The following is a 26,447-nucleotide window of genomic DNA, read 5'->3' on the forward strand; positions in this document are numbered from 1 at the left end:
TTCCTTCAAAAGAGCGATTATTCAATGAAATACTGAAATTTTTCAGGCAAATGCCTACCCCTTCCGAGGCGGGCAAAATGCCGTGTCTTACTTATTAATTACTTAGTCTTCGATGTCACGATTGCGTCGATGATGTTCTTCGGCGCTTCGGAGTAATGCTTGAATTCCATCGAATAAGTTGCACGGCCTTGAGTGGCCGAACGCAACGAAGTCGAGTAACCAAACATTTCTGACAATGGTACTTCGGCTTTGATAATTTTGCCGCCACCGCCAGCAATCTCATCCATACCTTGCACCATACCGCGACGTGAAGACAAATCGCCCATTACTGTACCGGCGTAGTCCTCTGGCGTCTCAACTTCAACGGCCATCATTGGCTCCAGAATGACCGGGCTAGCTTTACGGCAGCCGTCTTTGAATGCCATTGAAGCGGCCATGCGGAAGGCGTTTTCGTTGGAGTCAACGTCATGGTACGAACCGAAGAACAGTGTGACTTTAACGTCAACAACTGGATAGCCGGCCAATACACCTGAAGTCAATGTTTCACGAACACCCTTTTCAACTGCAGGAATGTATTCGCGCGGAACAGTACCGCCTTTAATAGCGTCGACGAACTCAAAGCCCTTACCTGGCGCTTGTGGCTCGATCTTCAGAACCACGTGACCATATTGACCACGACCACCAGATTGCTTAACGAACTTGCCTTCAATTTCTTCGCAAGTCTTGCGGATCGTTTCACGATACGCAACTTGTGGCTTACCAACGGTCGCTTCGACGTTAAATTCACGACGCATACGATCGACAATAATATCCAGATGCAACTCGCCCATACCGGCGATGATGGTTTGACCCGATTCTTCGTCGGTACGTACGCGGAACGATGGATCTTCAGCGGCCAGGCGATTCAGAGCCAGACCCATTTTTTCCTGATCTTGCTTAGTCTTTGGCTCAACTGCTTGCGAAATAACTGGCTCAGGGAAGATCATGCGCTCGAGCACAACAATTGCTTTGTCGTCGCACAATGTATCGCCGGTAGTTGTATCTTTCAGACCAACGACCGCTGCGATATCACCCGCCAACATTTCTTTAATTTCTTCGCGTTGATTTGCGTGCATCTGAACGATACGGCCGATACGTTCTTTTTTCTCTTTAACAGAGTTATAAACTGTGTCGCCCGAATTCAAAGTGCCTGAATAGCAACGGATAAAGCACAATTGGCCAACAAACGGATCTGTTGCAATTTTGAATGCCAATGCTGAGAATTTCTCAGTATCTTCTGCTTTACGCACTACTGGCTCATTGTCCTCATCCATACCTGGAACAGGTGGAATATCGACTGGCGATGGCAAGTATTCAATCACGCCATCCAACATTGCCTGCACACCCTTGTTTTTAAAGGCTGTACCGCACATCATTGGAACGATTTCACTAGCGATAGTACGCTGGCGAATCGCCGCTTTGATTTCTTCTTCTGTCAAATCACCTTCGTCGAGGTACTTGTTCATCAGTTCTTCTGATGCTTCAGCAGCCGCTTCGACCATGTTCTCACGCCATTTTTTGGCTTCGGCCATCAGATTTTCAGGGATATCACGGTAGTCAAACTTCATACCCTGAGTTGAATCATCCCAGTAAATCGCTTGCATTTTTACCAGATCGATGACGCCTTCAAAATTTTCCTCGGCACCGATAGGTACTTGCATAGGAATTGGGTTCGCTTTCAAACGCGCACGCATTTGTTCGTAAACTTTGAAGAAGTTAGCACCAGTACGATCCATTTTATTGACAAATGCCAAACGTGGAACTTTGTACTTGTTAGCTTGACGCCATACTGTTTCAGATTGCGGCTGAACGCCACCAACTGCGCAGTACACCATACAAGCGCCATCCAATACGCGCATCGAACGCTCAACTTCAATTGTGAAGTCAACGTGACCCGGAGTATCAATGATGTTGATGTGGTGCGGAGGGAAGTTACCCGCCATACCTTTCCAGAAACAGGTGGTAGCAGCGGAAGTAATAGTGATACCGCGCTCTTGCTCTTGTTCCATCCAGTCCATGGTGGCCGCGCCATCATGCACTTCACCAATTTTGTGGTTCACACCGGTGTAGAACAACACACGTTCAGTGGTTGTTGTCTTACCAGCATCAATGTGAGCGGAAATACCGATGTTGCGATAGCGCTCAATGGGGGTCTTGCGAGCCATGATTTATTCCTAAGTCTTTTAATGCACGAAACCGAGCGCTATTTTTCAATGAAAATATGCGCTCGGCTCGAGCAAATTTCAGATGCGAATAACTGTCTCCATCTCGGGAAACAGCTATCCAGTCTATTAGAAGCGGAAGTGCGAAAACGCCTTGTTCGCTTCTGCCATACGGTGTACTTCATCGCGCTTTTTCATTGCGCCGCCGCGACCTTCAGCAGCTTCGAGCAACTCACCGCCGAGGCGTTGTGGCATCGATTTTTCGCTGCGCTTGTTAGCTGCTTCACGCAACCAACGCATCGACAAAGCCATACGGCGAATAGGACGAACTTCTACTGGCACCTGGTAGTTTGCACCACCAACGCGACGCGATTTAACTTCAACCAGCGGCTTGCAGTTACCAATAGCCAATGCAAACACTTCCAGCGGATCTTTGCCGGATTTAGTTTGAATGTGCTCAAAAGCACCGTAAATAATATTTTCAGCTACCGATTTTTTACCGGAAAGCATCAAGACGTTGACGAATTTCGCAACATCAATGTTACCGAACTTAGGATCCGGCAATATGTCCCGCTTGGGAACTTCACGACGACGTGGCATTTCGATTCCTTTCAATCTTCAGTTGAGTGTGTAGAGCTTTGCTCCTGCACCCTCGCGGACAGCCATCATAGCTAACCACTTACTCGGCCCATTGGGGACCGACACCTGTTTCATCCGGCCTAAGCCTGACGAAATTATTTCTTTGTAGCTTTAGCGCGCTTGGTACCGTACTTCGAACGCGATTGCTTACGATCCTTGACGCCTTGAGTATCCAATGCACCGCGAACCATGTGGTAACGCACACCCGGCAAATCTTTTACACGGCCGCCGCGTAACAACACGACGCTATGCTCTTGCAGGTTATGGCCTTCACCGCCGATGTACGAAATAACTTCGAAACCGTTGGTCAAGCGTACCTTGGCAACTTTACGCAGAGCCGAGTTTGGCTTCTTTGGAGTTGTCGTATAAACACGGGTACATACTCCGCGTTTTTGCGGGCTATTTTCCAGCGCCGGCGATTTGCTTTTTACAACAGCAGATACGCGTGGCTGGCGAATCAATTGATTGATGGTTGGCATCGTTTTTTATCCAACAAAATTACGACGTTAATAACAACAATCCCGAAATCGGTTGTCCGGGATTGGACAGATACTTGCACGAAAAACCCGCGCAGTTCGATTTGGCAATAAAGGAGAAACGCACCACAGCAGGCGTAAGCACACTAAAGAACGTCGAAACCAGTAAAACTTAGAATCGAGAACCCGCGAGTATATCGGCATGAGGCGTTTAGGTCAAGTCTTGCACTACTATATGCATGGGTGTGCAAACTTTGCAACAACTAACGAAAACAAACGCCATACTTTGCTATATTTCGGCCTGAGTCTCTCCTCATTATGAATGAATCCCTGACCTTCGCCCTCAACCGCGAAGGAACAGTCCGACTAGAATCATAAGTAACAAGCTAACAACTGGTAGTTTGGTTGTTTATAGCGCGCAAGTGTGCGGCGTTACGGGATAATAGCTTTTCTCTTTTTTCCGTCATCACAATGCCCTACTTGCTGCGCCGAAATAATCTGTTTGTATTAATTACCTATCTAATGTTGTCATTAGTTCCGTTTGCGCCTTGGCTGTTTGGTCAGATAGTGGTCCGGCCGGGCCGGGTCGTCGCAATCGAATTTATCGCCTGGATTACGGTGTGGGGGATTTTCAAACGCCCAGCAATGTTCCATTGGCTGCTGCTGCCCGCATTTATCGCATTACCCGTCGAGCTTTACTTGCGCAAGTTTTATGGACAAGGTATTTCCACGCATCATTTAGGGATCATTGCAGAGACATCTCCAGCGGAAGCAATTGAATTCCTGGGCAATAAAATCTGGCTGCTGGCATTTTTACTGGTGGTTATCATTTTGTGGTGGGGCCTGAGCTGGATTGCTGCGATCCGAACCCGCGATCTGGACTGGCGTGGCGGCTCACGTGGGATGATTTGTGTGTTGGCTTTGGTGGCATTTGGAATTTGGCTGTACGGTGAACAAGTTGGGATTAAGGCATCCCCGTTCGCGTCGCTAATCGTGTCGCAGCCGCTGAGTAAAAGTTCGCCGCCGGATAGCGCTGCGATCATAGCCGTTACTAAAGATGGCGCAAGTAGCGTCCAGACTCCGATGGCGGGAGCAAGCGACATATCGGACGCGGGCCTCACTTCTGTACCAAAGGAGGCCGTAACCTCAATTAAATTAGGCAAGCTACCGAGCTGGGCAAGCATTCCCTTTCAGGTTGAGCCGTTCGGCGCCACTTGGCCGTTCGGACTGGCGGTGCGCGGATACGATTTTTGGAAAGAGCATCGATATTTAGAGGATTTGCAGCACAAGAATCGCAATTTTGCATTTGTTGCGCATCAGGCGAGTCAGCAAGAAACCCCACAGATCGTTGTCATGGTGATAGGCGAATCATCACGATATGATCGCTGGAGTCTGAATGGTTACGCGCGTGAAACTAATCCGCTATTAAAACAAGAACCAAACCTTGTCAGCTTTTCAGACGTGCTTACCGGGGTCGCCGCGACGCGCTTGTCAGTTCCCGTGATGATTTCACGTAAGCCAATCGTACAAAGCTTGCGTGCCGGATTTTCAGAAAAGTCCTTCATCACAGCCTATAAGGAAGCTGGTTTCAAGACCTACTGGATTTCTAACCAAATGTCCTTCGGCAAATTCGATACGCCGATTTCTGTATTCGCCAATGAAGCGAACGTCACACAATTTATCAATCTAGGCGGTTTTACAGATACTTCGAGCTTGGATCAGGCGCTGCTTTCGCCTTTTCAGTCCGCAATTCATGACCCGCATCCAAAAAAACTCATTGTGCTGCATACGCTAGGCAGCCATTGGAATTATAGCCACCGATACCCACAGGCATTCGATAAGTGGCTACCGTCGCTCTACGGCATCTCAAATCCTGCTTATACCAACCTGGGGAACAAGCCAGCGCTCAATAACAGTTACGATAGCTCCGTACTGTATACCGATTGGTTTTTAGAGCAGGTCATTAAGACGCTCAAATCTACTAACCAGCTGACGGCCATGATGTATTTTTCTGACCATGGGGAGACTTTATACGATGGCAGTTGCAAGATCGCTTTCCACGGACACAATACGCAGTTCGAGTTCCATATTCCAGGTCTGATGTGGTATTCAGATGCGTACAAAGTTGCGTACCCAGAAAAAGTAGCGCAATTGATACGTCATAAACGTGCCCGCATCAACACTGAAAATGTGTTTCATTCCTTATTGGATTTGTCGGATATCCGATACCCGGACGAACATCTGGAAAGGAGTTTCCTCAGCAGTAAGCTGCGTCCTCAGAAGCGCTATGTGGACAGTTATGGCTGGTCTGACTACGACAACTCGACCTTTAAAGGCGATTGCAGAGAAGTGAAAGACAACGGCAAGCCCTTAGTGCAATTGAAAGATTAATGGAGGGCTAAACAACGCAGTCGGTCGCCTCGTATTTTTTGAATTAAATGCGCAAAGGGCTTAAAGTATAAGAAGTGAATAAGTCTCTTTTACCCCGAATAGAGGACTCTGTAATCCTACTTTTACCATCGTCCTAGCCAAATACCCGCTCCGCATCAACCTACCGGCCCAACGGCATAAATGGGGCATTGCAGCGTCTTTCCACCTCCACGATACTTGACCACCAGCGGTCGGAAAACCAGAGAAGTTAGCCACAACTTCACAGCCCCACTTTTCTATTCCGGTACAGCGCAAGAAACACCGTTGGGTACGCACAAATAAAAACGGCACCGAAGAATATCTTCGGTGCCGTTTTCTATTGAAACGATGCTAACGAATTAAGCTTCGCCGTCAGTCGTTCCCAGTGTTTCCGCTGCGTGCACTTCCGCTTCAGCCTGAAGGTTACGCGCCTGTTGCTCAGATTGCAGCAACGCAGTGCGCTCTTCCGCTTCCCACGTGTCTTTTTCCTTACGTGCACGGTGGAATGCCAGACCCGTACCAGCCGGGATCAGACGACCAACAATGACGTTCTCTTTCAGACCGCGCAGACCATCGCGTTTGCCCATGATCGCAGCCTCAGTCAGGACACGAGTAGTCTCCTGGAACGATGCTGCCGAAATGAACGAGTCGGTCGACAACGATGCTTTGGTAATACCCAACAATACGTTTTCGTAAGTTGCCGGAATCTTGCCGGAAGCAATCACGCGATCGTTCTCATCGAGCAACTCTGAACGCTCAACTTGTTCACCAGTGATGTAATTAGCATCGCCAGCATCAACAATTTGCACGCGACGCAACATCTGACGAACGATTACTTCGATGTGTTTGTCATTGATCTTCACGCCCTGCAGACGATACACATCCTGCACTTCGTCAACGATGTAACGCGCCAATGCTTCAATACCCAGCAAGCGCAGAATGTCTTGTGGATCGGCTGGGCCGTCAACAATCATTTCACCCTTGTTCACCACTTGACCATCATGGACCAGCACTTGTTTGTCCTTAGTAATCAAGAACTCATGCTTGTTGCCGTCCATGTCTGTGATTTCCAGACGTTGTTTACCCTTGGTTTCTTTACCGAATGCCACGGTACCGGTAACCTCAGCCAACATACCAGCATCTTTCGGTGAACGCGCTTCAAACAACTCAGCAACACGCGGCAGACCACCGGTAATGTCACGTGTTTTTTGCGATTCAGTCGGGATACGCGCCAGTACTTCACCAACGTGTACTTGCTGACCATCTTTCACGGTAATCAGCGCACCGACCTGGAAACCAATCGTCACAGCGTGTTCAGTGCCGGATATCTTCACTTCTTGTTCTTGTTCATTCAGCAATTTAACTTGCGGACGAACAGTTTTAGTCACAGAGCCACGACGCTTGGCATCGATAACAACCAATGTCGACAGACCGGTTACTTCATCGATCTGACGTGCAACGGTTGAACCTTCTTCAACGTTTTCGAACTTCACAGTACCGGTGTACTCGGTAATGATCGGACGTGTCAGCGGATCCCACGTTGCCAATGTTGCACCAGCCTTGATCGTCATACCGTCATTAACGATCATCGTTGCGCCGTAAGGCACTTTATGACGTTCACGCTCACGACCATGGTCATCAGTAATCAACACTTCGCCGGAACGGGAAATAACGATTAGCTCGCCCTTACCGTTAGTGACGTAACGCATGGTTGCCGTAAAGCGCACCACACCGTTCGACTTGGCTTCAACACTAGACGCGACAGCTGCACGCGATGCCGCTCCACCAATGTGGAACGTACGCATCGTCAGCTGGGTACCTGGCTCACCAATCGACTGCGCCGCGATCACTCCGACTGCTTCACCGGCGTTAACCAATGAACCACGTCCCAGATCCCGACCGTAACATTGTGCGCACAGGCCATAGCGTGTGTCACAAGTCAGCGGCGTGCGAACTTTCACTTCGTCAATACCCAGACGTTCGATTTCTTCGACGGAGTCTTCGTCAAGCAATGTACCGGATTCGTACAACGTTGCCTGCGTTTCAGGATTCACGATGTCATTCGCAGCAACACGGCCAAGGATACGGTCACGCAACGCTTCGATCACTTCACCGCCCTCAACCATCGCCTTCATGACTGCACCGTTTGACGTGCCGCAATCATCTTCGATCACAACCAAATCTTGGGTCACGTCAACCAGACGACGCGTCAGGTAACCCGAGTTTGCTGTCTTCAACGCAGTATCTGCCAAGCCTTTACGCGCACCATGGGTGGAAATAAAGTACTGCAAAACGTTCAGACCTTCGCGGAAGTTCGCGGTAATCGGCGTTTCGATAATCGAACCATCCGGTTTTGCCATCAAACCACGCATACCAGCCAACTGACGAATCTGTGCTGCGGAACCACGTGCACCGGAGTCGGCCATCATGTAAATGGCGTTGAACGACTCTTGCGTACCTTGGGTGCCGTCGCGGCGAACGACGTCTTCAACCTTCAGCTGTTCCATCATGGCTTTACCGACGTCATCACCGGCTTTGCCCCAGATATCAACCACTTTGTTATAGCGCTCGCCAGCAGTAACCAAACCGGACGAATATTGCTGTTCGATCTGTTTGACTTCTTGTTCTGCAGTAGCGATCAATGTCACTTTTTGTGGCGGGACCAACATGTCGTCCACGCAGATCGAGATACCGGCACGCGTCGCCAAACGGAAACCCGACTGCATCAGTTGATCGGCAAAGACAACGGTCGCACGCAAACCACACTTACGAAACGAAGTGTTGATCAGCTTTGAAATTTCTTTTTTCTTCAACGCACGGTTCAGAACGGTGAATGGCAGACCCTTAGGCAGAATTTCTGACAGGATCGCACGGCCAACGGTCGTTTCGTAACGCTTGATGGTCTTGACGAACTCGCCCGTGACCAAGTCCTTCGGATACTCGGTAATACGGACGGTGACACGGGTTGTCAGTTCGACTTCCTTGTTGTCATACGCACGGATCGCCTCTGAAACATCCGGGAACATCATGCCTTCGTTCTTACCGTTGATCTGTTCGCGAGTAGCGTAGTACAGACCCAGCACGATATCTTGCGAAGGAACGATCGACGGTTCGCCGTTCGATGGGAACAGAATGTTGTTCGACGCCAGCATCAGCGTACGTGCCTCCATCTGTGCTTCGATCGACAGTGGAACGTGGACCGCCATTTGGTCACCGTCAAAGTCGGCGTTAAACGCAGCGCAGACCAATGGATGCAGCTGAATCGCTTTACCTTCGATCAGGACCGGCTCAAACGCCTGGATACCCAAACGATGCAATGTAGGCGCGCGGTTCAACATGACCGGATGTTCACGGATCACTTCTTCCAGAATATCCCACACCACGGAAGTTTGATTTTCAACTTCCTTCTTGGCTGCCTTGATGGTGCTTGCAATGCCCATTACTTCAAGTTTGTTAAAAATGAATGGCTTGAATAGTTCCAAGGCCATCAATTTCGGCAAACCGCACTGATGCAATTTCAGTTGTGGACCAACCACGATCACTGAACGACCAGAGTAATCGACGCGCTTACCCAACAAGTTTTGACGGAAACGACCGCCCTTACCCTTAATCATCTCAGCCAATGACTTCAGCGGACGCTTGTTGGCGCCAGTCATTGCCTTACCGCGACGACCGTTATCCAGCAACGAATCGACAGCTTCCTGCAACATCCGTTTTTCATTACGCGTAATGATTTCCGGCGCGCGCAATTCCATCAGGCGCTTTAGACGATTGTTACGGTTGATGACGCGACGATAAAGATCGTTCAGATCAGAAGTGGCGAAACGACCACCATCCAGCGGTACCAGCGGACGCAATTCTGGCGGCAGCACTGGCAACACTTCCATGATCATCCAGTCCGGCTTAATACCCGAACGCTGGAATGCTTCCAGCACTTTTAGACGCTTGGAATATTTCTTGATTTTGGCTTCTGACTTGGAATCTTTCAAGTCTTGACGCAAAGTTTCAGCTTCGCGATCAATATCGATCGCGCGCAGCAATTCACGGATACCTTCGGCGCCCATGAATGCCGTGAAGTCATCACCGTATTCTTCGTATTTAGCTGCGTAGTCGTCTTCCGACATAATCTGGCAACGCTTCAGCGGCGTCATGCCTGGATCAGTAATAACGTACGCTTCAAAATAGAGAACGCGTTCGATATCCCGCAACGTCATGTCGAGGACCATACCCAGACGTGACGGCAACGATTTCAGGAACCAGATATGTGCAGTTGGCGATGCCAATTCAATGTGGCCCATGCGCTCACGACGCACTTTTGCCAGCGTGACTTCAACACCACACTTTTCGCAGATTACACCGCGATGCTTCAGACGCTTGTACTTACCACACAGGCATTCGTAGTCTTTGATTGGGCCAAAAATCTTGGCGCAAAACAGACCATCGCGCTCAGGCTTAAAGGTACGATAGTTGATGGTTTCTGGCTTTTTTACTTCGCCATAAGACCATGAACGGATTTTATCTGGCGACGCGAGGCCAATTTTGATTGCGTCGAACTGTTCATTTTGCTGAACTTGCTTGAATAAATCGAGCAGTGCTTTCATGTATCACTCCAGGTTGGCGTGAAAAAACTAAATTCTTTTATTAGTACGGTGGGCTGTTTCTCTCATTATTCACAAATGAGGGGGCAACTTTCACCGACCTTTTAGCTGCTAGTTGAATCAGTTGTGGGACAGGGTCATTTGGCGCCTATTTTAGTAGTCAGCCGCATAAACCCTGTCCCACAATGGATCAAAATCGAAACCGCTTTAGTCGCGATCGAGATCCATATCAATACCTAGCGAACGGATTTCTTTCAACAGCACGTTGAAAGATTCCGGCATACCGGCTTCGATAACATGGTCACCCTTGACCAAGTTTTCATAGACCTTAGTACGACCGTTCACGTCGTCTGATTTAACTGTCAGCATTTCTTGCAGTACATACGATGCGCCGTACGCTTCCAATGCCCAAACTTCCATCTCACCGAAGCGCTGACCACCGAATTGCGCTTTACCACCCAACGGTTGCTGAGTAACCAGCGAGTAAGGACCGGTGGAACGTGCATGCATCTTGTCGTCGACCAGATGGTGCAGTTTCAGGTAATGCATATAGCCAACGGTGACACTACGCTCAAACGCTTCACCAGTACGACCGTCATACATCGTGACCTGATTCTTCGATGGCGTCATGCCAAGTTGCTTAGCAACAGCATCTGGATAAGCCAGATTCAACATACGGTTGATTTCGGCTTCGTTCGCGCCATCAAATACCGGCGTTGCGAAAGTCACACCTTTTTTCAGGTTTGCGGCCAAACGCAATATCTCGTCGTCGCTCATGCTGTCCAGATCTTCAACTTTGCCCGATTCGTTATAAATCGTGTTGAGGAACTGACGCAGCTCAGCAATCGCAGTTTGCGCCTTCAGCATTTCGCCGATACGCAGACCCAGACCTTTTGCAGCCCAACCCAAATGGACTTCCAGCACCTGACCGATGTTCATTCGTGACGGAACGCCCAGCGGGTTCAATACGATGTCAGCTGGCGTACCATCTGCCATATGCGGCATGTCTTCGATAGGCAGAATGCGTGACACCACACCCTTGTTACCGTGGCGACCCGCCATCTTGTCGCCAGGTTGCAGACGACGCTTAACAGCCAGGTAAACCTTGACCATTTTTTGCACGCCAGGCTGCAACTCATCGCCTTGAGTCAGCTTCTTACGCTTTTCTTCGAATGCCAGATCAAACTGATGACGTTTCTCGGCGATCGATTCTTTGATCGCTTCCAGCGCGATAGCAGTCGGATCGTCCGATGGACGGATATCAAACCAATGGTATTTATCCAGGTCAGCCAGGTATTCCTTGGTCAACTTGGCGCCTTTGGCCAATTTCTTAGGACCACCATTGACGACCTTGCCGATCAACATACGCTCTAGACGTTCAAAGGCATCGCCTTCAACAATCCGCAACTGATCGTTCAGGTCGAGACGATAGCGCTTCAGTTCGTCATCGATAATTTGCTGCGCACGTTTGTCGCGCACAATACCTTCGCGTGTAAATACTTGCACGTCGATAACGGTACCGACCATGCCCGATGGCACGCGCAACGAAGTATCTTTTACGTCTGACGCTTTTTCACCAAAAATCGCACGCAGCAGTTTTTCTTCTGGTGTTAGTTGCGTTTCACCTTTAGGTGTAACTTTACCAACCAATGTATCGCCAGCTTCAACTTCTGCACCGATATAAACAATCCCTGCTTCATCCAGACGCGCTAGCTGATTTTCGGCCAGGTTCGAGATGTCACGCGTGATTTCTTCGGCGCCCAGCTTGGTATCACGTGCCACAACCGATAACTCTTCGATATGGATCGACGTGTAACGATCATCAGCAACAACTTTTTCAGAGATCAGAATCGAATCTTCGAAGTTATAACCGTTCCATGGCATAAATGCCACGAGCATGTTTTGACCAAGAGCCAACTCACCCAGGTCAGTCGATGCACCATCAGCGATAACGTCAAGCTTAGCAACGCGATCACCGACTTCAACGATAGGCCGCTGATTGATGTTGGTGTTTTGATTCGAGCGGGTGTATTTGATCAGGTTGTAAATATCAACACCGACTTCACCAGCCAACGCTTCTTCATCATTGACCCGAATCACCACACGGCCAGCATCGACGTAATCCACAATACCGCCGCGCAACGCTTGCACCGTAGTGCCAGAGTCAATCGCCACAGTACGCTCGATACCGGTACCAACCAGTGCCGTTTCCGGACGCAAGCAAGGAACTGCCTGACGCTGCATGTTGGCGCCCATCAACGCACGGTTCGCATCATCGTGTTCCAGGAATGGAATCAACGAAGCAGCTACCGAAACCACCTGACCGGTTGCCACGTCCATGTATTGAACACGTTCGGGCGATACCAGAATTGTTTCACCCGCTTCACGCGCCGAAACCAATTCATCCGACAACTTGCCCGATTTGTCGATGGTCGCATTCGCCTGAGCGATGATGTAACGACCTTCTTCAATCGCGGACAGGAAATCGACTTGTTCAGTGATTTTGCTGTCAACAACCTTGCGGTATGGTGTTTCAAGGAAACCGTACTCATTCAAACGCGCATACAACGCCAAGGAGTTGATCAGTCCAATGTTCGGACCTTCCGGTGTCTCAATCGGGCACACACGGCCATAGTGAGTTGGATGCACGTCACGTACTTCAAAACCAGCACGTTCACGCGTCAAACCACCGGGCCCAAGTGCCGAAATACGGCGCTTGTGGGTGATTTCCGACAACGGATTGGTTTGATCCATAAACTGCGACAACTGCGACGAACCAAAGAACTCACGAATTGCGGCCGAAATCGGCTTGGAGTTGATCAGATCATGCGGCATCAAATTATCAGCTTCAGCTTGGCCCAAACGTTCCTTGACCGCGCGCTCAACCCGCACCAAACCAGCACGGAATTGATTTTCTGCCAATTCTCCGACGCAACGCACACGACGATTACCTAAGTGATCGATGTCATCGACTTCGCCGCGACCATTGCGCAACTCAACCAAAATCTTAATGACAGCCAACACATCTTCGTTCGACAACGTCATCGCGCCGGTCAACTCATCACGACCAATACGACGATTGAACTTCATACGACCAACAGCCGACAGATCGTAACGATCTTCGTTGTAGAACAGGCCGTTGAACAACGCTTCAACTGAATCTTCAGTTGGCGGTTCACCAGGACGCATCATGCGATAGATAGCAACTTTAGCCGCCATCTGATCGTTAGTGTCGTCACTGCGCAGCGTTTGCGATATGTATCCGCCTTGATCCAGATCATTGGTGTACAACGTCTGGATAGCAGCGATATCAGCTTCGCGTAACTTTGCCAGCAATTCTTCAGTCAACTCGTCGTTCGCGTTGGCAACTACTTCGCCGGTATCTTCATCGATAATGTTGCGCGCCAAAACGCGGCCCAACAAGTAATCTTCCGGAACCGAGATATTCTTAATACCAGCAGCTTCGATGTCGCGAACATGCTTCGAATTGATACGCTTGTCTTTGGCGACCAATGCGTTGCCAGCTTTATCAACGATATCGAAACGCGCAACTTCACCACGCAAGCGCTCAGCAACGAACTCCATCTCTGCGCCTTCATTGCGCAATGCGAAATTGTCGAATACAAAGAAATTAGCCAGAATCTGCTCGACCGACATACCAATTGCTTTTAGCAGGATCGTGACAGGCATCTTACGACGACGGTCGACACGGAAGAACAAGATGTCTTTAGGATCGAATTCGAAGTCAAGCCATGAACCGCGGTAAGGAATGATACGGGCCGAGAATAACAATTTACCGGACGAGTGCGTTTTGCCGCGGTCATGTTCAAAGAACACACCAGGCGAACGATGCAACTGCGACACGATGACACGTTCAGTACCATTAATCACAAACGAGCCAGTAGTTGTCATCAAAGGCAATTCGCCCATGTAAACTTCTTGCTCTTTCATTTCTTTAACAACCGGTTTAGTTGGAGATTCTTTATCAAGAATAACCAATCGCACCTTGGCACGCAGAGGCGACGCGAACGTCAATCCACGTTGTTGACATTCCTTGACATCGAACGGTGGATCACCGAGGACGTACGACAGGAATTCGAGACGCGCAAATCCATTGTGCGAAACGATAGGAAAAATGGACGAGAAGGCAGATTGCAAGCCCTCGTTTTTGCGTTGAGACGGTACTTTGTCTTGCTGCAAAAAGCCCAGATACGACTCGAGCTGGGTCGCCAGCAGGAACGGAACTTGATGAACATTCGCACGTTTCGCAAAAGATTTGCGAATGCGTTTTTTCTCAGTAAATGAGTAATGCATGGACACTCCGTGAGTGACAGGAAGGATAGAGAATTCAGGATTCGATAAGTTAGATAGATATATCTCCCGGCTAACCAAATTGATTAACCGTTAAGACAAACTATAAAACCCAACAGCTACGAAACCTCAAGTCTCAGCCCTTCGAGCTTGGCTGCAAAAAGAACGCTATAAACCGGTCAAGAGCTAACCTGGTTCAACGAGTAAAACTTATAACAACAATAAAATTGAAAACGACAAAGGAGCCAAAGCCGAACCCCCACTTTCGGGGGATTCTGCACTTTGACTCCTGCACCTCCTTGACGGAGGCGCACTGTGAAATCAGAATTACTTGATTTCCGCTTTCGCGCCAGCTTCAACCAATTTCTTCTGTGCGGCTTCAGCATCTGCTTTAGAGACAGCTTCTTTAACTGGCTTCGGTGCGCCGTCAACCAGGTCTTTAGCTTCTTTCAAGCCCAGACCAGTGATTTCACGAACTGCCTTAATTACGCCAACTTTGTTCGCGCCGAATTCAGTCAGGATAACTGTGAATTCAGTTTGCTCTTCAGCAGCAGCAGCGCCACCGCCAGCAGCGCCGCCAGCAACAGCAACAGCTGCAGCCGAAACGCCAAACTTCTCTTCGAATGCCTTAACCAGGTCATTCAATTCCAAAACGGTCAGGGCGCCAACTGCGTCCAGGATTGCGTCTTTGTCAAGTGCCATGTGAAACTCCTAAATTTATTTGATAACAACATCTAATTAGTACTAACGCTGAAAAAAGCGTCGAAATGCACCTTAACTATGAAATTAAGCGGCTACTTCTTCGACTGCAACTTCGCCGGCAACAACGCCAGCGTCGGCTTCTTTTTTCGCTGCCAAAGCAGCCAAACCACGCACAAATCCGGATATCGGAGCTTGCATCATGCCCACAACCTGGGCCAGCAGAACTTCACGACTTGGGATATTTGCCAACGCTACGACAGCCGCTTTATCAAGCGATTTGCCAGCGAAGTTACCCGCTTTGAGGACCAGTTTGTCGTTGGTTTTTGCAAAGTCAGCAAGGACTTTAGCAGCAGCAACGGCATCAACCGAGATCGAATAGATCAACGGACCGGTCATTTCGTTTGCGAGTTCAGCAAAAGCGGTACCTTCAACGGCACGACGTGCTAATGTATTTTTCAATACACGCAAGTACACCCCTTGGGTACGCGCATTGGCGCGCAGTTGCGTCAAGTGACTAACCTGGATGCCACGGTATTCGGCCAAGACGATAGTCTGCGCAGCTTTCACTTTTGCAGAAACTTCGGCTACAACGGCCTTTTTGTCATTCAGATTGAGACTCAAGATCAACCTCCATAAATGATGCTCAGTAACAACATAGCCGCAAGTGGCTACTCACCTCACATCGGTTCGAACACGGCGTCCGAAGTTAGGAGTTCAGTACCAGGGCGCTATAAATAACGCAGCAGTGTTGAGACTACAAAACTTGTTCGGGTGCACCATCTGCGCTGGGGTCCAGACAACTTAACATCATCTGACATTTTAACTTTGTGCATAAACCTGCATGCACGCCGCCCAACGGTCTTTGATTGTCTAAACCGCCACCATCGTTGACGATGACGATCTAGCCCAAAGATTTGCCTTAATCACCAGCGCTAGTACAAGTTGTACCTTCGCGGCGCCATAAGGACTTGATTCAGTAATTAAGCAACCAAGCTTGCTTGCTCAACGCGGATACCAGCACCCATCGTTGAAGACAGCGAAACCTTGCGCAGGTAAACACCTTTGCTGGTTGTTGGCTTAGCTTTAGCTAATGCATCGATCAGTGCCAACAGGTTCGATTTCAGATCAGCATCGCTGAACGATTTACGACCGATTGTTGCGTGAATGATACCGCCTTTGTCGGTACGGTATTGCACTTGACCAGCTTTCGCATTTTTAACTGCAGTAGCAACGTCAGGAGTAACAGTACCGACTTTTGGGTTAGGCATCAGGCCACGTGGCCCTAGGATTTGACCCAGAGTACCAACGATACGCATTGTGTCTGGCGAAGCGATAACGATATCGAAAGGCATGTTACCGGCTTTAATTTGCTCAGCCAGGTCTTCCATACCAACAATATCTGCACCCGCTGCTTTAGCTTGTTCAGCTTTTTCGCCTGAGGCAAAAACAGCAACACGAACACTCTTGCCTGTACCAGCTGGTAATACGACGGAGCCACGGACAACTTGATCCGATTTCTTTGCATCAACGCCCAATTGGACGGAGACATCGATTGACTCATTGAATTTAGCAGTTGCGCATTCTTTGATCAAAACAATGGCGTTATCGAATGGATAAGCCTTGGTGCTGTCAATTTTTGCTTTGATTGCTTTTACGCGTTTAGTTAACTTAGCCATTACAGACCCTCTACCGTGATGCCCATCGAACGAGCGGAACCGGCGATAGTACGCACGGCAGCTTCCAGATCAGCACCAGTGAGGTCGGGCTTCTTCTGAGTAGCGATATCTTCTGCTTGTTGACGAGTAATCGAGCCGACCTTATCGGTATGCGGCTTAGCCGAACCCTTAGTGATACCAGCTGCTTTTTTGATCAAAATAGTTGCAGGAGGCGTCTTCATGATGAACGTGAAGGACTTATCCGCAAATGCTGTGATCACAACTGGAATTGGCAGACCTGGCTCAACACCTTGAGTCTGGGCGTTAAACGCTTTGCAGAACTCCATAATGTTAAGACCGCGCTGACCCAGTGCTGGACCGATCGGAGGGGACGGGTTTGCTTTACCAGCTGGAACTTGCAGCTTGATAAAACCAATAATTTTCTTTGCCATGATGGCTCCTACGTTGGTTGAGTGTTAGCGCCTTTTCGCTCAGTTGCCTGACCTAATTGGGCTCCTCTCTTACTAATAACAGCGAATTGACAAGTTCTTCTAACTTACTGCGCTTCGCTGGGCGCATCCTAAAATTTCTCTAATACTCACTTCTGTATTACTAATTCTTTGCTTCCGAGCCCTGCATTCCTTGCGACGATTAACAACATTCGACTCAAAAATTAAACTTTTTCGACCTGCCCAAATTCCAGCTCGACCGGTGTGGCACGACCAAAAATGGTGACCGTCACGCGCACGCGCGATTTTTCGTAGTTCACTTCTTCAACGTTACCGTTGAAATCTGTAAACGGACCATCTTTAATACGCACTAACTCGCCGACTTCATACAATACCTTTGGACGCGGCTTCTCGACACCATCTTGCATTTGCTGCATGATTTTGTCGACTTCGTGCTGTGGAATTGGAGTCGGCTTGTTTGACTTGCCACCAATAAAACCGGTAACTTTATTCGTATTCTTGACCAAATGCCATGTTTCGTCAGTCATTTCCATTTCAACCAGAACATAGCCAGGAAAGAAGCGACGCTCGGTGACAGATTTTTGACCGTTCTTGACTTCAATTACTTCTTCAGTTGGCACCAAAATCTGGCCAAACTGATCTTGCATACCGGCACGTTCAGCACGCTCGGTGAGCGCACGCATGACGCTTTTTTCCATACCAGAATAGGCGTGCACAACATACCAGCGCTTCTTGCCCATAGGCGCAGACGCCGGTGTCGTCACATCGACCGGCGTTGCTTGTGCGTCGTCTTGTGTGCTTTCGCTCATTATTATTTCCAACCCAGAATCACGTCGTACAACAAAACCTCGAGGAGCTTATCGGTGCCCCATAGGAAAATGGCCATCACCAGAACAAAGACAAATACGATTGCAGTAATTTGCATCGCTTCTTTGCGGGTAGGCCAGACCACCTTTTTAGTTTCGCGTATAGCTTCTTTCGCGAAACTCAGAAAACCACGACCTTGCGTCGAGGTCCATGCCAAGGCAATCGCCACAAGCAAACCGGCGACCAAAACGCTTGCACGTACCAAGCTTGGCTTGTCCGACAAAAAATAAAAGCCGACTATGCCGGCAACGACAGCTAATACTGCCAATACTACTTTGAGCTTGTCGCCGGATGGGCTGACTGTTTGCACAGGGTGGTTAGACATACTTGGATTTATACTTTCAGTACCCTACACCTAAATCGGTGGCAGGGGCGGAGGGCATCGAACCCCCAACCTCCGGTTTTGGAGACCGGCGCTCTGCCAATTGAGCTACACCCCTAACGCTTAACATTACCATGAGTTATCTGGCTTCTTAACTCACTCTAGACTCTACTACTCACTACTTTTACAACCACTATTTGCTGAGACATCAACGCCGCAAGACGGATAAATCCAGAATTGCGGCGCGTTCAGCTAACTTATTGTGGATCTGGCAGGATCTTGGCAACAACACCCGCGCCAACTGTACGACCACCTTCACGAATAGCGAAGCGCAAGCCTTCTTCCATCGCGATTGGGTTGATCAACATCACAGTGATCGACACGTTATCGCCCGGCATGACCATTTCTTTGCCTTCTGGCAAAGCGATCGAACCAGTGACGTCCGTGGTACGGAAATAGAACTGTGGACGATAGTTGTTGAAGAACGGTGTATGACGGCCGCCTTCATCTTTCGACAACACATAGATCTCGCCAGTGAAATGCTTGTGTGGCTTGATCGAACCTGGCTTGGCCAAGACTTGACCACGCTCAACGTCTTCACGCTTGGTACCGCGCAACAACACACCGACGTTATCGCCAGCTTGACCTTGGTCTAGCAACTTACGGAACATTTCAACACCAGTACAGGTCGTTTTTTGTGTGTCGCGGATGCCGATGATTTCCAGCTCTTCGCCAACTTTCACAATACCACGCTCAATACGACCAGTCACAACAGTACCGCGACCGGAGATCGAGAATACGTCTTCCACTGGCAGCAAGAAAGCACCGTCAACTGCGCGCTCCGGGGTTGGAATGTAGCTATCCAACGCATCGGCCAGTTTCATGATCGCTTCTTCGCCCAACGGACCTGTGTCGCCTTCCAGCGCCAGCTTCGCTGAACCCTGGATGATTGGCAGATCGTCGCCTGGGAAATCGTACTTGCTCAATAACTCACGCACTTCCATTTCAACCAGCTCGAGCAACTCAGCGTCGTCAACCATGTCTACTTTATTCAGAAACACAATGACGTATGGCACACCAACTTGACGCGCCAACAGGATGTGCTCACGCGTTTGCGGCATTGGACCATCAGCAGCAGAACAAACCAGAATCGCACCGTCCATCTGAGCAGCACCAGTAATCATGTTTTTAACATAATCAGCATGGCCTGGGCAGTCAACGTGCGCGTAATGGCGATTCGCTGTTTCGTATTCTACGTGCGAAGTATTAATAGTAATACCGCGTGCACGCTCTTCCGGGGCAGAGTCAATCGTGCTGAAATCGCGCATGTCGCCGCCGAATTTCTTGGTCAGCACTTTAGAAATCGCCGCAGTCAGTGTAGTTTTACCATGATCAACGTGGCCAATCGTACCCACATTCACGTGCGGCTTGGTCCGCTCAAATTTACTTTTTGCCATCTTGGAACTCCTAAAGATTTGATGAGAATGTTCAGGCACGCGCCCGACTGCATTGCATTGAATACTACGATTGACTAATCCAGAGAACACAGCGCTAACTTCACACTGATTCGGGCACTGCAAACAAACTGTATAGCTGGTGCCCTTGACGTGGATCGAACACGTGGCCTCTCCCTTACCAAGGGAGTGCTCTACCACTGAGCTACAAGGGCTATGCTGCCCGTACACCGAAAACTCACAGTGGCACGTTCAACTTATAAACTTGAAAACCATTTACTTGCAACTCATGTACTACTAAATCTGTAATGCCAAACTTTTTACTGAACTGGAGCGGGTGAAGGGAATCGAACCCTCGTCGTAAGCTTGGAAGGCTTCTGCTCTACCATTGAGCTACACCCGCGAGATCATTTCTTCAACCACAACATTTTTACTTACTCTGCACAACAGTACTACTTCACTATTTCCGGCAATGGTGGAGGGGGCTGGATTCGAACCAGCGTACTCGCAAGAGGGCAGATTTACAGTCTGCTGCCATTAACCACTCGACCACCCCTCCGCACGGAACCCAAAACTATAGTGAAACTTCCTGACTTTGTCAACCACTACCGATAATTTCTTATGAATTAGTTTCATAATGCATTAAACAGCTTTATCGCTGAAAGCCAAGCCCAACAGTATACAACGAAGATTTTCAAATAGACAAGCGCTACATCAAAATATAATGATATTTCTTGCGAATGTGTATTTTAGAAACGCGTTTCCCGCGCTGCCCGCAAAAATCCATCCAATATTGGCGTGCAATCGAGCAATTCTGGACCACCTGCACGGTGGAATTCGGGATGCCATTGCAAACCCATGACAAAAGGTGCTTTGCGATAGCGGATAGCCTCTGTGATGTTATCTACGCCGGACACTGCCTCAACGGAGAGATCGCGACCAAGATCCTTAACTGCCTGGTGATGAATTGAATTCACCACCCACTCTTTGCGCGTATCACTGTCCGACGCAAATAGGGCCGCCAGCGACGATCCCGGTGGAAACTGGATCGCGTGATGTAGACGATCATATTCATCGTTCACATGGGCGATCGAGGTCGGGACGTCGGTAGCGATGTCCTGATACAAGGTCCCGCCCAACGCCACATTGATTAGTTGACAACCACGGCAAATGCCCAGTACTGGCTTGCCTGCCTCTATAAATTCGTGCAGCAACTCGAGCTCATACATGTCACGCACGCGGTCACCACCCCACTCTGGTCTGGTAGCGGCTTCGGCATAGCTTTGCGGCGAAACATCTGCACCACCTTGCAATACTAATCCATCCAGATGCTTGGCATAGTCACGTAGACGAATACTACTAGGATGTACCAGGCCATTGGTGTTCACGGTCGGAATCATGAATACGAGTACGTCGCGCGACATCACCCACTGTGCAATCGATTCTTCAAGATATTGCAATGTCCGTCCGCGCAAACCTTTTGCCCCTTCTTCAGGATGAAATATACGCGCGGAAACGCCAATTTTCAGCGTACGCTGCATCATTCTGCGGCCAGCCTTGTCCGATATTGCTCGGACCCGCGCTGCAATCAATTTCCAGGTTTGCGTCCATGGCGCGTCATCTGCTCGAGCGCCAGAAGTTGCGCTGCCAGCGTGGCCTAAACTGGTATACACCGTCGGTTGTTCCGCCGGCTTTATAATTTTTTCTGCCATGGCGGGAGACGACGCAGTTACTGGCTCAGGAGACGCAGCAAGCGGCTCAGAAGCATTTTCGGATATAACAGGGGGCTCAATAGGAAGGGTAGGTATTGATTCAGAATTTTTCTTATCGGTCATGGTGTCGAAAACTTAAAGTGGAATGTAGGTAGACTATCGCCAGGGCAAAACTATCCGTAGCAGCTAAATTTCGCTAATCCTCGTTATTACATTGCTTTATTACGTTGACCACTTAGCACTTTATTGATACTTCTAGCGATCCATTCGCTTCCGCGCAAACTGGCTCACTGCGCTGGCGCCAGCGATACAATTTTGCCAGCAGGATAAAAAATTATTTACCAAAGTATAGGCCTACTTAGTTTAATTTAGCGCTTGATGCAATATTTAGGCATATAGAACGGTCGATCAAGCGTTACCTCTGCGTTGAGGCCTAAACACCCCTACAACCTCTGGCATCATCGCGGTATCACGATGTTTGATACCATGATTCCACTTGGAACAGCGTCGAGCAACTATCGATCAACGTGGTGCAAATGTCCCACAATAAATTACACATAGCCAATGGAAAAAAGTCTCTTACTCAATGCATTAATCTATTTGGCCGCAGCTGTCGTCGCAGTACCGATTGCCAAGCGCCTAGGACTAGGGGCGGTCCTAGGTTATCTGTTGGCGGGTATGGTAATCGGACCTTGGGGTCTGCGCCTGATCGATGGCGTTGAAGATATTTTGCATTTTTCTGAGTTCGGCGTAGTTCTGCTGCTCTTTTTGATCGGACTGGAACTTGAGCCTAAACGTTTGTGGTCATTGAGGCGGCCAATTTTCGGTTGGGGCGGTACGCAGGTTGGTATCGTCACGCTAGCGCTATTTGGCGCAGCAATCGGCTTTGGTGTTGACTGGAAAACCGCACTCATCGCCTCGCTTGGGTTATCGCTATCATCCACCGCTATCGTGCTCGCCACGCTGTCAGAGCGTAAATTGACAGCCACGCCTGCAGGTTCTGCTGGATTCGCGATACTGTTGTTTCAGGATATTGCCGCGATTCCGATGATTGCGATTGTTCCCTTGCTAGGGGTCGCCGCGGTCCAAGGCAGCGATGCCGGTTGGCTGAGCGCTGCTAAGGCTGTTGCTGTAATCGCTACACTGATTTTTGGTGGCCGTTTTTTGGTACGACCTCTGATACGCATGATCGCCAAAACCGGCCTGCGAGAAATTTTCACGGCATTTGCCTTACTCCTGGTGATCGCGACTGGATTACTGATGGAGTGGGTCGGCATGTCGATGGCATTGGGCGCATTTTTAGCTGGTGTTTTGCTGGCCGATTCTGAATACCGACACGCCTTGGAAACCGACCTAGAACCTTTCAAGGGCTTGTTACTTGGCTTGTTTTTTATTGCAGTAGGGATGTCCGTAGATTTCGGCGTATTTCTTGCGCAGCCATGGTTAGTACTTGGCTTGGTCGCAGGTTTTTTACTTATCAAAATAAGCGTGCTATATATCCTCAGCAAGCTATTCAAAATCGCCCGAGCCCAACAATTTTTGTTCGCAGTATTGCTATCCCAAGGCGGCGAATTTGCTTTCGTCGTATTTGGTGCGGCTGCCGCAGCCAAGGTCTTCACACAGGAGACTTCCTCACTCCTGGTGGTGGTCGTGGCGCTCTCAATGGTCACCACACCCTTATTGCTAATTTTTTATGACAAGGTCGTCTTGCCGTATTTTGTGTCAACGCGCCAGCGGCCCGATGACGTCATCGACGACAACGAAAATCTTGTCATCATTGCTGGGTTTGGACGCTTCGGACAAATTGTAGGACGCTTGCTGCACGCCAATCAGGTCAGCATGACGGTGCTTGACCATGACCCTGATCAGATCGATTTATTACGTAAATTCGGCTTCAAAGTTTTTTACGGTGACGCTACCCGCATCGATTTGTTACGCACGGCGGGCGTCGCCAAAGCGCGCCTGCTGGTAGTTGCCATTGATGATATTGACGGCAGCTTGCGATTGATCGCTGCAGTTCGTCGCGCTTATCCTTTGCTGCCGATTGCGGCGCGTGCACGCAATATTACCCACTATTACGATTTGATGGACCTTGGCGTCACTGTTATTGAGCGCGAAACCTTCGACTCCGCCTTACAACTTGGTCGACAAGCTTTACAACAACTGGGCTTCGGTCCATCGCGCGCGGAGCAAGCTGCGATAAAATTTCGTGCACACAATTTACAAACCGTGCATGATATTTATCCGCATCATAAAGATCAGCAACAGAGGGTTTCGTTAGCAAGGCAAGCCCGTGCCGAACTTGAAGAAATGTTCGCGCACGATCAGATGATTCGCAATAACGAAATTGCAATTGGTGGTGAAACAGGCAAGGATCCGGATGCGGACGATGGGCGCGACTGAGTCGCCAACGCAGGCGGAATCAACCTTCACGGCGGATCGGGCGATCTCGCTGCTGCTTAGAACCGACAAACTCGACATCCTTCGCTAGCGCGTTTACACTCAACGCCGCCAGCATTTGGCAGCAGTATTACAAAAAGGCTTCCAATTATGATCACAATTTATCACCATCCTCGCTGCCCGTTTTCGCGCGAAGCACTTCACCTGATCGAAGAAATTTCGACCCGTGAAAACCTTATCCTCGAGATAATCGACTATCAGCAACTACCGTTGAGTATCCCGCAGCTGATTAACTTGCAAAAGAAATTAGGCCTTCCGATCAGTGCCATGTTGCGCAATCAGGATCCAAAGTACACAAAACTCAAGCTCTCCAAGGCTGACGACTCCCAGCTATTACAAGCACTCGTTGATTATCCAAAATTGCTACAGCGCCCCATCGTGGAATATCAAAATCGTGCCGTCATCGCACAACCATCCGCATTGGTAGAGACATTATTTGAAACCTCGGGGAAAGCAAAACCCCGGTCAAAATCTGCGGCTGCGGCTGCGGTTACCGTTGCGGATGTGGTCCCGGCACCACCTTCGGCAGAATAAACCGCCTATAAGACGCATGACCAGCAAGCTATCGCGATAACACTTGGACGCCCCTTTTCTACAGAAATCGTGCGAGCAAAAATACGACTGTCGAAATCAGAATCGTCGAGGCAAATGGCAACGAGAATACTTTGCCAAACAGCTTAAATCGGACGTCTCCAGGCAAGCGTCCGATGCCCATTTTTTCTAACCATGGCAGAGCGCTGGACAATACAATTACCGCAAGAAAAATTACTAAAACCCAACGAATCATACCGTTCTTTCAATTGAAGCCACATCTTGATGCCAGCGGCAGGACGGTCTTACGTACAACACCTTAGAACATGATCGACAGCTATGACCAAGCCGCTAAATGCGTTAAGTAAAACAAACAAGTTTGGCAATTTAATTTGAGCCTATCGCTATTTAGGCCCATCAAGCTCGATCACAATTTGTGGCAACGATCATTGCGTCCAAAGCGGGCCGGAAAAATTGCTTGCTTCCCTACAATCAACACCTTAAATAATTCACCCATCTCAGCCGGAGATATTAATTTTTGAACCGCATTCGCCTGAGGTAAATACTGCAAGGCATTTTCCGGCGGGGTCCGCAACAACAATTCGGCAATCCCTGCATCAAGTAGAAAAGCCGCCTGGCAGGTATACCCCAACACATCCATGCCACCATGAATGGCGGCGACGGCCATCGCGGTAAAGTCAACATGGGCCGTCACATCCTGCAAACCCGGCCAATAAAATGGATCTGGGTGTGCGTGGTGACGATAGTGGCACATCAGCGTGCCTTGATCGCGCTGTCCCAAATAATATTCAGCCGCAGGAAATCCATAATCGAGGAATATCGCCACACCACCAGAACCGGCGTTCAACATTGCGGCTACCGAGTGCATAAAACCGATTGCTACCGGATGGACTTCTGTCAAATAGCCAACCGCCAAGTCATCAGCGCCTGGGATTTGCTCCACCAACGATGGATTTGCTAACCGATCAACATAGACGAACTGCGCCTCACCGACTGAATCCGTCACCTCTTCTAAGCCAACTCCGCGCTGCATCCAGGTCTGTTCGCCCCGTAACAGCATCTCAACCGGCATCGCATCCAACACTTCATTACCGATCACCACGCCTGAAAAAGACGCTGGCAACCGATCCAGCCACTGCACTTGCCTAAAGCCACTCAGCTTCTGCTCTTGCCGTGCGCGCAACTCGGCCGACAGCTCAACGATGTAATATGCGTCAAGACTAAACCCATTGGCATGCAATTCGGTCAGGATATCAAAGGCCAATTGCCCGGTACCGGCGCCGAACTCCAGCATCTGCGGCGCTAACGTTGCGTCTGTCGCAGTGATCAGTTCTGTGGATAATTGCGCAAGTGTTGCGCCAAAAAGCGGCGTAATCTCCGGTGCGGTTGTAAAATCACCGTCTTTACCCAGTTTTGCTGCGCCACCGCTGTAATACCCGAGGTTTGGTGCGTATAACGCCAACTCCATATAACGAGCGAATGAAATCCAGCCATCATAATGACGGATTTCGGCGGCAATGAGGTTGTGCAGCAAGCGTGACGCGTGCTGCGCTTCGATAGAAGCTTCGGGTAGTTGCAGTTGCATGGCGATATTGTAGGAGATATCACCGGTTTCATAG

The 26,447-nt window shown here is 49.3% G+C and carries 18 protein-coding genes and 4 tRNA genes; 3 read left to right on the plus strand and 19 right to left on the minus strand.

Annotation, left to right across the window (positions count from 1 at the left end):
* Positions 1-98 precede the first annotated feature (98 nt).
* The 3 genes from fusA to rpsL form a co-directional block, all read right to left on the minus strand.
* Entirely contained in the window at positions 99-2,204 is a 2,106-nt protein-coding gene (fusA, locus tag ACXX82_RS09355; protein ID WP_322233939.1) for an elongation factor G, read from the minus strand.
* 126 nt (positions 2,205-2,330) lie between these two features.
* Positions 2,331-2,801, minus strand: a complete 471-nt coding sequence (gene rpsG, locus ACXX82_RS09360) for a 30S ribosomal protein S7 (RefSeq protein WP_108441496.1) — start codon at positions 2,799-2,801, stop codon at positions 2,331-2,333.
* A gap of 134 nt (positions 2,802-2,935) precedes the next feature.
* Positions 2,936-3,319 (minus strand): 30S ribosomal protein S12, encoded by a 384-nt coding sequence (gene rpsL / locus ACXX82_RS09365; RefSeq protein WP_205322873.1) that lies wholly within the window; start codon positions 3,317-3,319, stop codon positions 2,936-2,938.
* 519 nt (positions 3,320-3,838) lie between these two features.
* On the opposite strand from rpsL, the gene ACXX82_RS09370 reads away from it, so the two are divergent.
* On the plus strand, positions 3,839-5,707 hold the full coding sequence (locus tag ACXX82_RS09370) for a phosphoethanolamine transferase (protein WP_323506145.1): 1,869 nt from the start codon (positions 3,839-3,841) through the stop codon (positions 5,705-5,707).
* 377 nt (positions 5,708-6,084) lie between these two features.
* On the opposite strand, the gene rpoC is transcribed toward ACXX82_RS09370, so the two are convergent.
* From rpoC to ACXX82_RS09440, 14 genes are all read right to left on the minus strand, one after another.
* Complete coding sequence (rpoC, locus tag ACXX82_RS09375) at positions 6,085-10,326, minus strand: DNA-directed RNA polymerase subunit beta' (RefSeq protein ID WP_322233949.1); 4,242 nt, start codon at positions 10,324-10,326, stop codon at positions 6,085-6,087.
* Between the two features lie 204 nt (positions 10,327-10,530).
* Positions 10,531-14,637, minus strand: coding sequence for a DNA-directed RNA polymerase subunit beta (gene rpoB, locus ACXX82_RS09380; protein ID WP_322233950.1), 4,107 nt, complete (start codon positions 14,635-14,637; stop codon positions 10,531-10,533).
* Between the two features lie 324 nt (positions 14,638-14,961).
* Positions 14,962-15,336, minus strand: a complete 375-nt coding sequence (gene rplL / locus ACXX82_RS09385; protein ID WP_205322868.1) for a 50S ribosomal protein L7/L12 — start codon at positions 15,334-15,336, stop codon at positions 14,962-14,964.
* A gap of 84 nt (positions 15,337-15,420) precedes the next feature.
* Complete coding sequence (rplJ, locus tag ACXX82_RS09390; RefSeq protein ID WP_205322867.1) at positions 15,421-15,957, minus strand: 50S ribosomal protein L10; 537 nt, start codon at positions 15,955-15,957, stop codon at positions 15,421-15,423.
* A gap of 359 nt (positions 15,958-16,316) precedes the next feature.
* Positions 16,317-17,012, minus strand: coding sequence for a 50S ribosomal protein L1 (gene rplA / locus ACXX82_RS09395; RefSeq protein ID WP_322233953.1), 696 nt, complete (start codon positions 17,010-17,012; stop codon positions 16,317-16,319).
* Positions 17,012-17,443 carry a 50S ribosomal protein L11 gene (gene rplK, locus ACXX82_RS09400; protein WP_168057399.1) on the minus strand — a complete coding sequence of 144 codons (432 nt, stop codon included), beginning with the start codon at positions 17,441-17,443 and terminating at the stop codon, positions 17,012-17,014. The genes rplA and rplK overlap by 1 nt, the downstream gene beginning before the upstream one ends.
* A gap of 221 nt (positions 17,444-17,664) precedes the next feature.
* Complete coding sequence (gene nusG / locus ACXX82_RS09405) at positions 17,665-18,201, minus strand: transcription termination/antitermination protein NusG (protein ID WP_370446503.1); 537 nt, start codon at positions 18,199-18,201, stop codon at positions 17,665-17,667.
* A gap of 71 nt (positions 18,202-18,272) precedes the next feature.
* Complete coding sequence (gene secE, locus ACXX82_RS09410) at positions 18,273-18,653, minus strand: preprotein translocase subunit SecE (RefSeq protein ID WP_322233957.1); 381 nt, start codon at positions 18,651-18,653, stop codon at positions 18,273-18,275.
* Positions 18,654-18,692: 39 nt separating this feature from the next.
* Positions 18,693-18,768, minus strand: a tRNA-Trp gene (locus ACXX82_RS09415).
* A 139-nt stretch (positions 18,769-18,907) separates the two neighbouring features.
* The gene (gene tuf, locus ACXX82_RS09420; RefSeq protein WP_205322864.1) at positions 18,908-20,107 is read right to left on the minus strand and encodes an elongation factor Tu; all 1,200 of its coding nucleotides are present in this window, start codon (positions 20,105-20,107) and stop codon (positions 18,908-18,910) included.
* A gap of 137 nt (positions 20,108-20,244) precedes the next feature.
* Positions 20,245-20,319, minus strand: a tRNA-Thr gene (locus ACXX82_RS09425).
* 114 nt (positions 20,320-20,433) lie between these two features.
* Positions 20,434-20,507 (minus strand) — tRNA-Gly (locus tag ACXX82_RS09430).
* Positions 20,508-20,577: 70 nt separating this feature from the next.
* A tRNA-Tyr gene (locus ACXX82_RS09435) sits at positions 20,578-20,663 on the minus strand.
* 190 nt (positions 20,664-20,853) lie between these two features.
* Complete coding sequence (locus tag ACXX82_RS09440; protein ID WP_322233959.1) at positions 20,854-21,939, minus strand: gamma-glutamyl-gamma-aminobutyrate hydrolase family protein; 1,086 nt, start codon at positions 21,937-21,939, stop codon at positions 20,854-20,856.
* A 441-nt stretch (positions 21,940-22,380) separates the two neighbouring features.
* Between ACXX82_RS09440 and kefC the strand changes: the two genes are divergently transcribed.
* Together kefC and ACXX82_RS09450 are read left to right on the plus strand one after the other, a co-directional pair.
* Positions 22,381-24,219: a glutathione-regulated potassium-efflux system protein KefC gene (kefC, locus tag ACXX82_RS09445; RefSeq protein ID WP_458562807.1), complete on the plus strand. Its 1,839-nt coding sequence runs from the start codon at positions 22,381-22,383 to the stop codon at positions 24,217-24,219.
* A 147-nt stretch (positions 24,220-24,366) separates the two neighbouring features.
* Positions 24,367-24,810 (plus strand): ArsC/Spx/MgsR family protein, encoded by a 444-nt coding sequence (locus ACXX82_RS09450; protein WP_458562808.1) that lies wholly within the window; start codon positions 24,367-24,369, stop codon positions 24,808-24,810.
* Positions 24,811-24,868: 58 nt separating this feature from the next.
* On the opposite strand, the gene ACXX82_RS09455 is transcribed toward ACXX82_RS09450, so the two are convergent.
* On the minus strand, positions 24,869-25,063 hold the full coding sequence (locus ACXX82_RS09455) for a DUF2905 domain-containing protein (RefSeq protein WP_322233966.1): 195 nt from the start codon (positions 25,061-25,063) through the stop codon (positions 24,869-24,871).
* Between the two features lie 171 nt (positions 25,064-25,234).
* Complete coding sequence (locus ACXX82_RS09460) at positions 25,235-26,413, minus strand: class I SAM-dependent methyltransferase (protein ID WP_323506142.1); 1,179 nt, start codon at positions 26,411-26,413, stop codon at positions 25,235-25,237.
* Positions 26,414-26,447 lie beyond the last annotated feature (34 nt).

The sequence above is a fragment of the Glaciimonas sp. GNP009 genome (assembly GCF_054343755.1).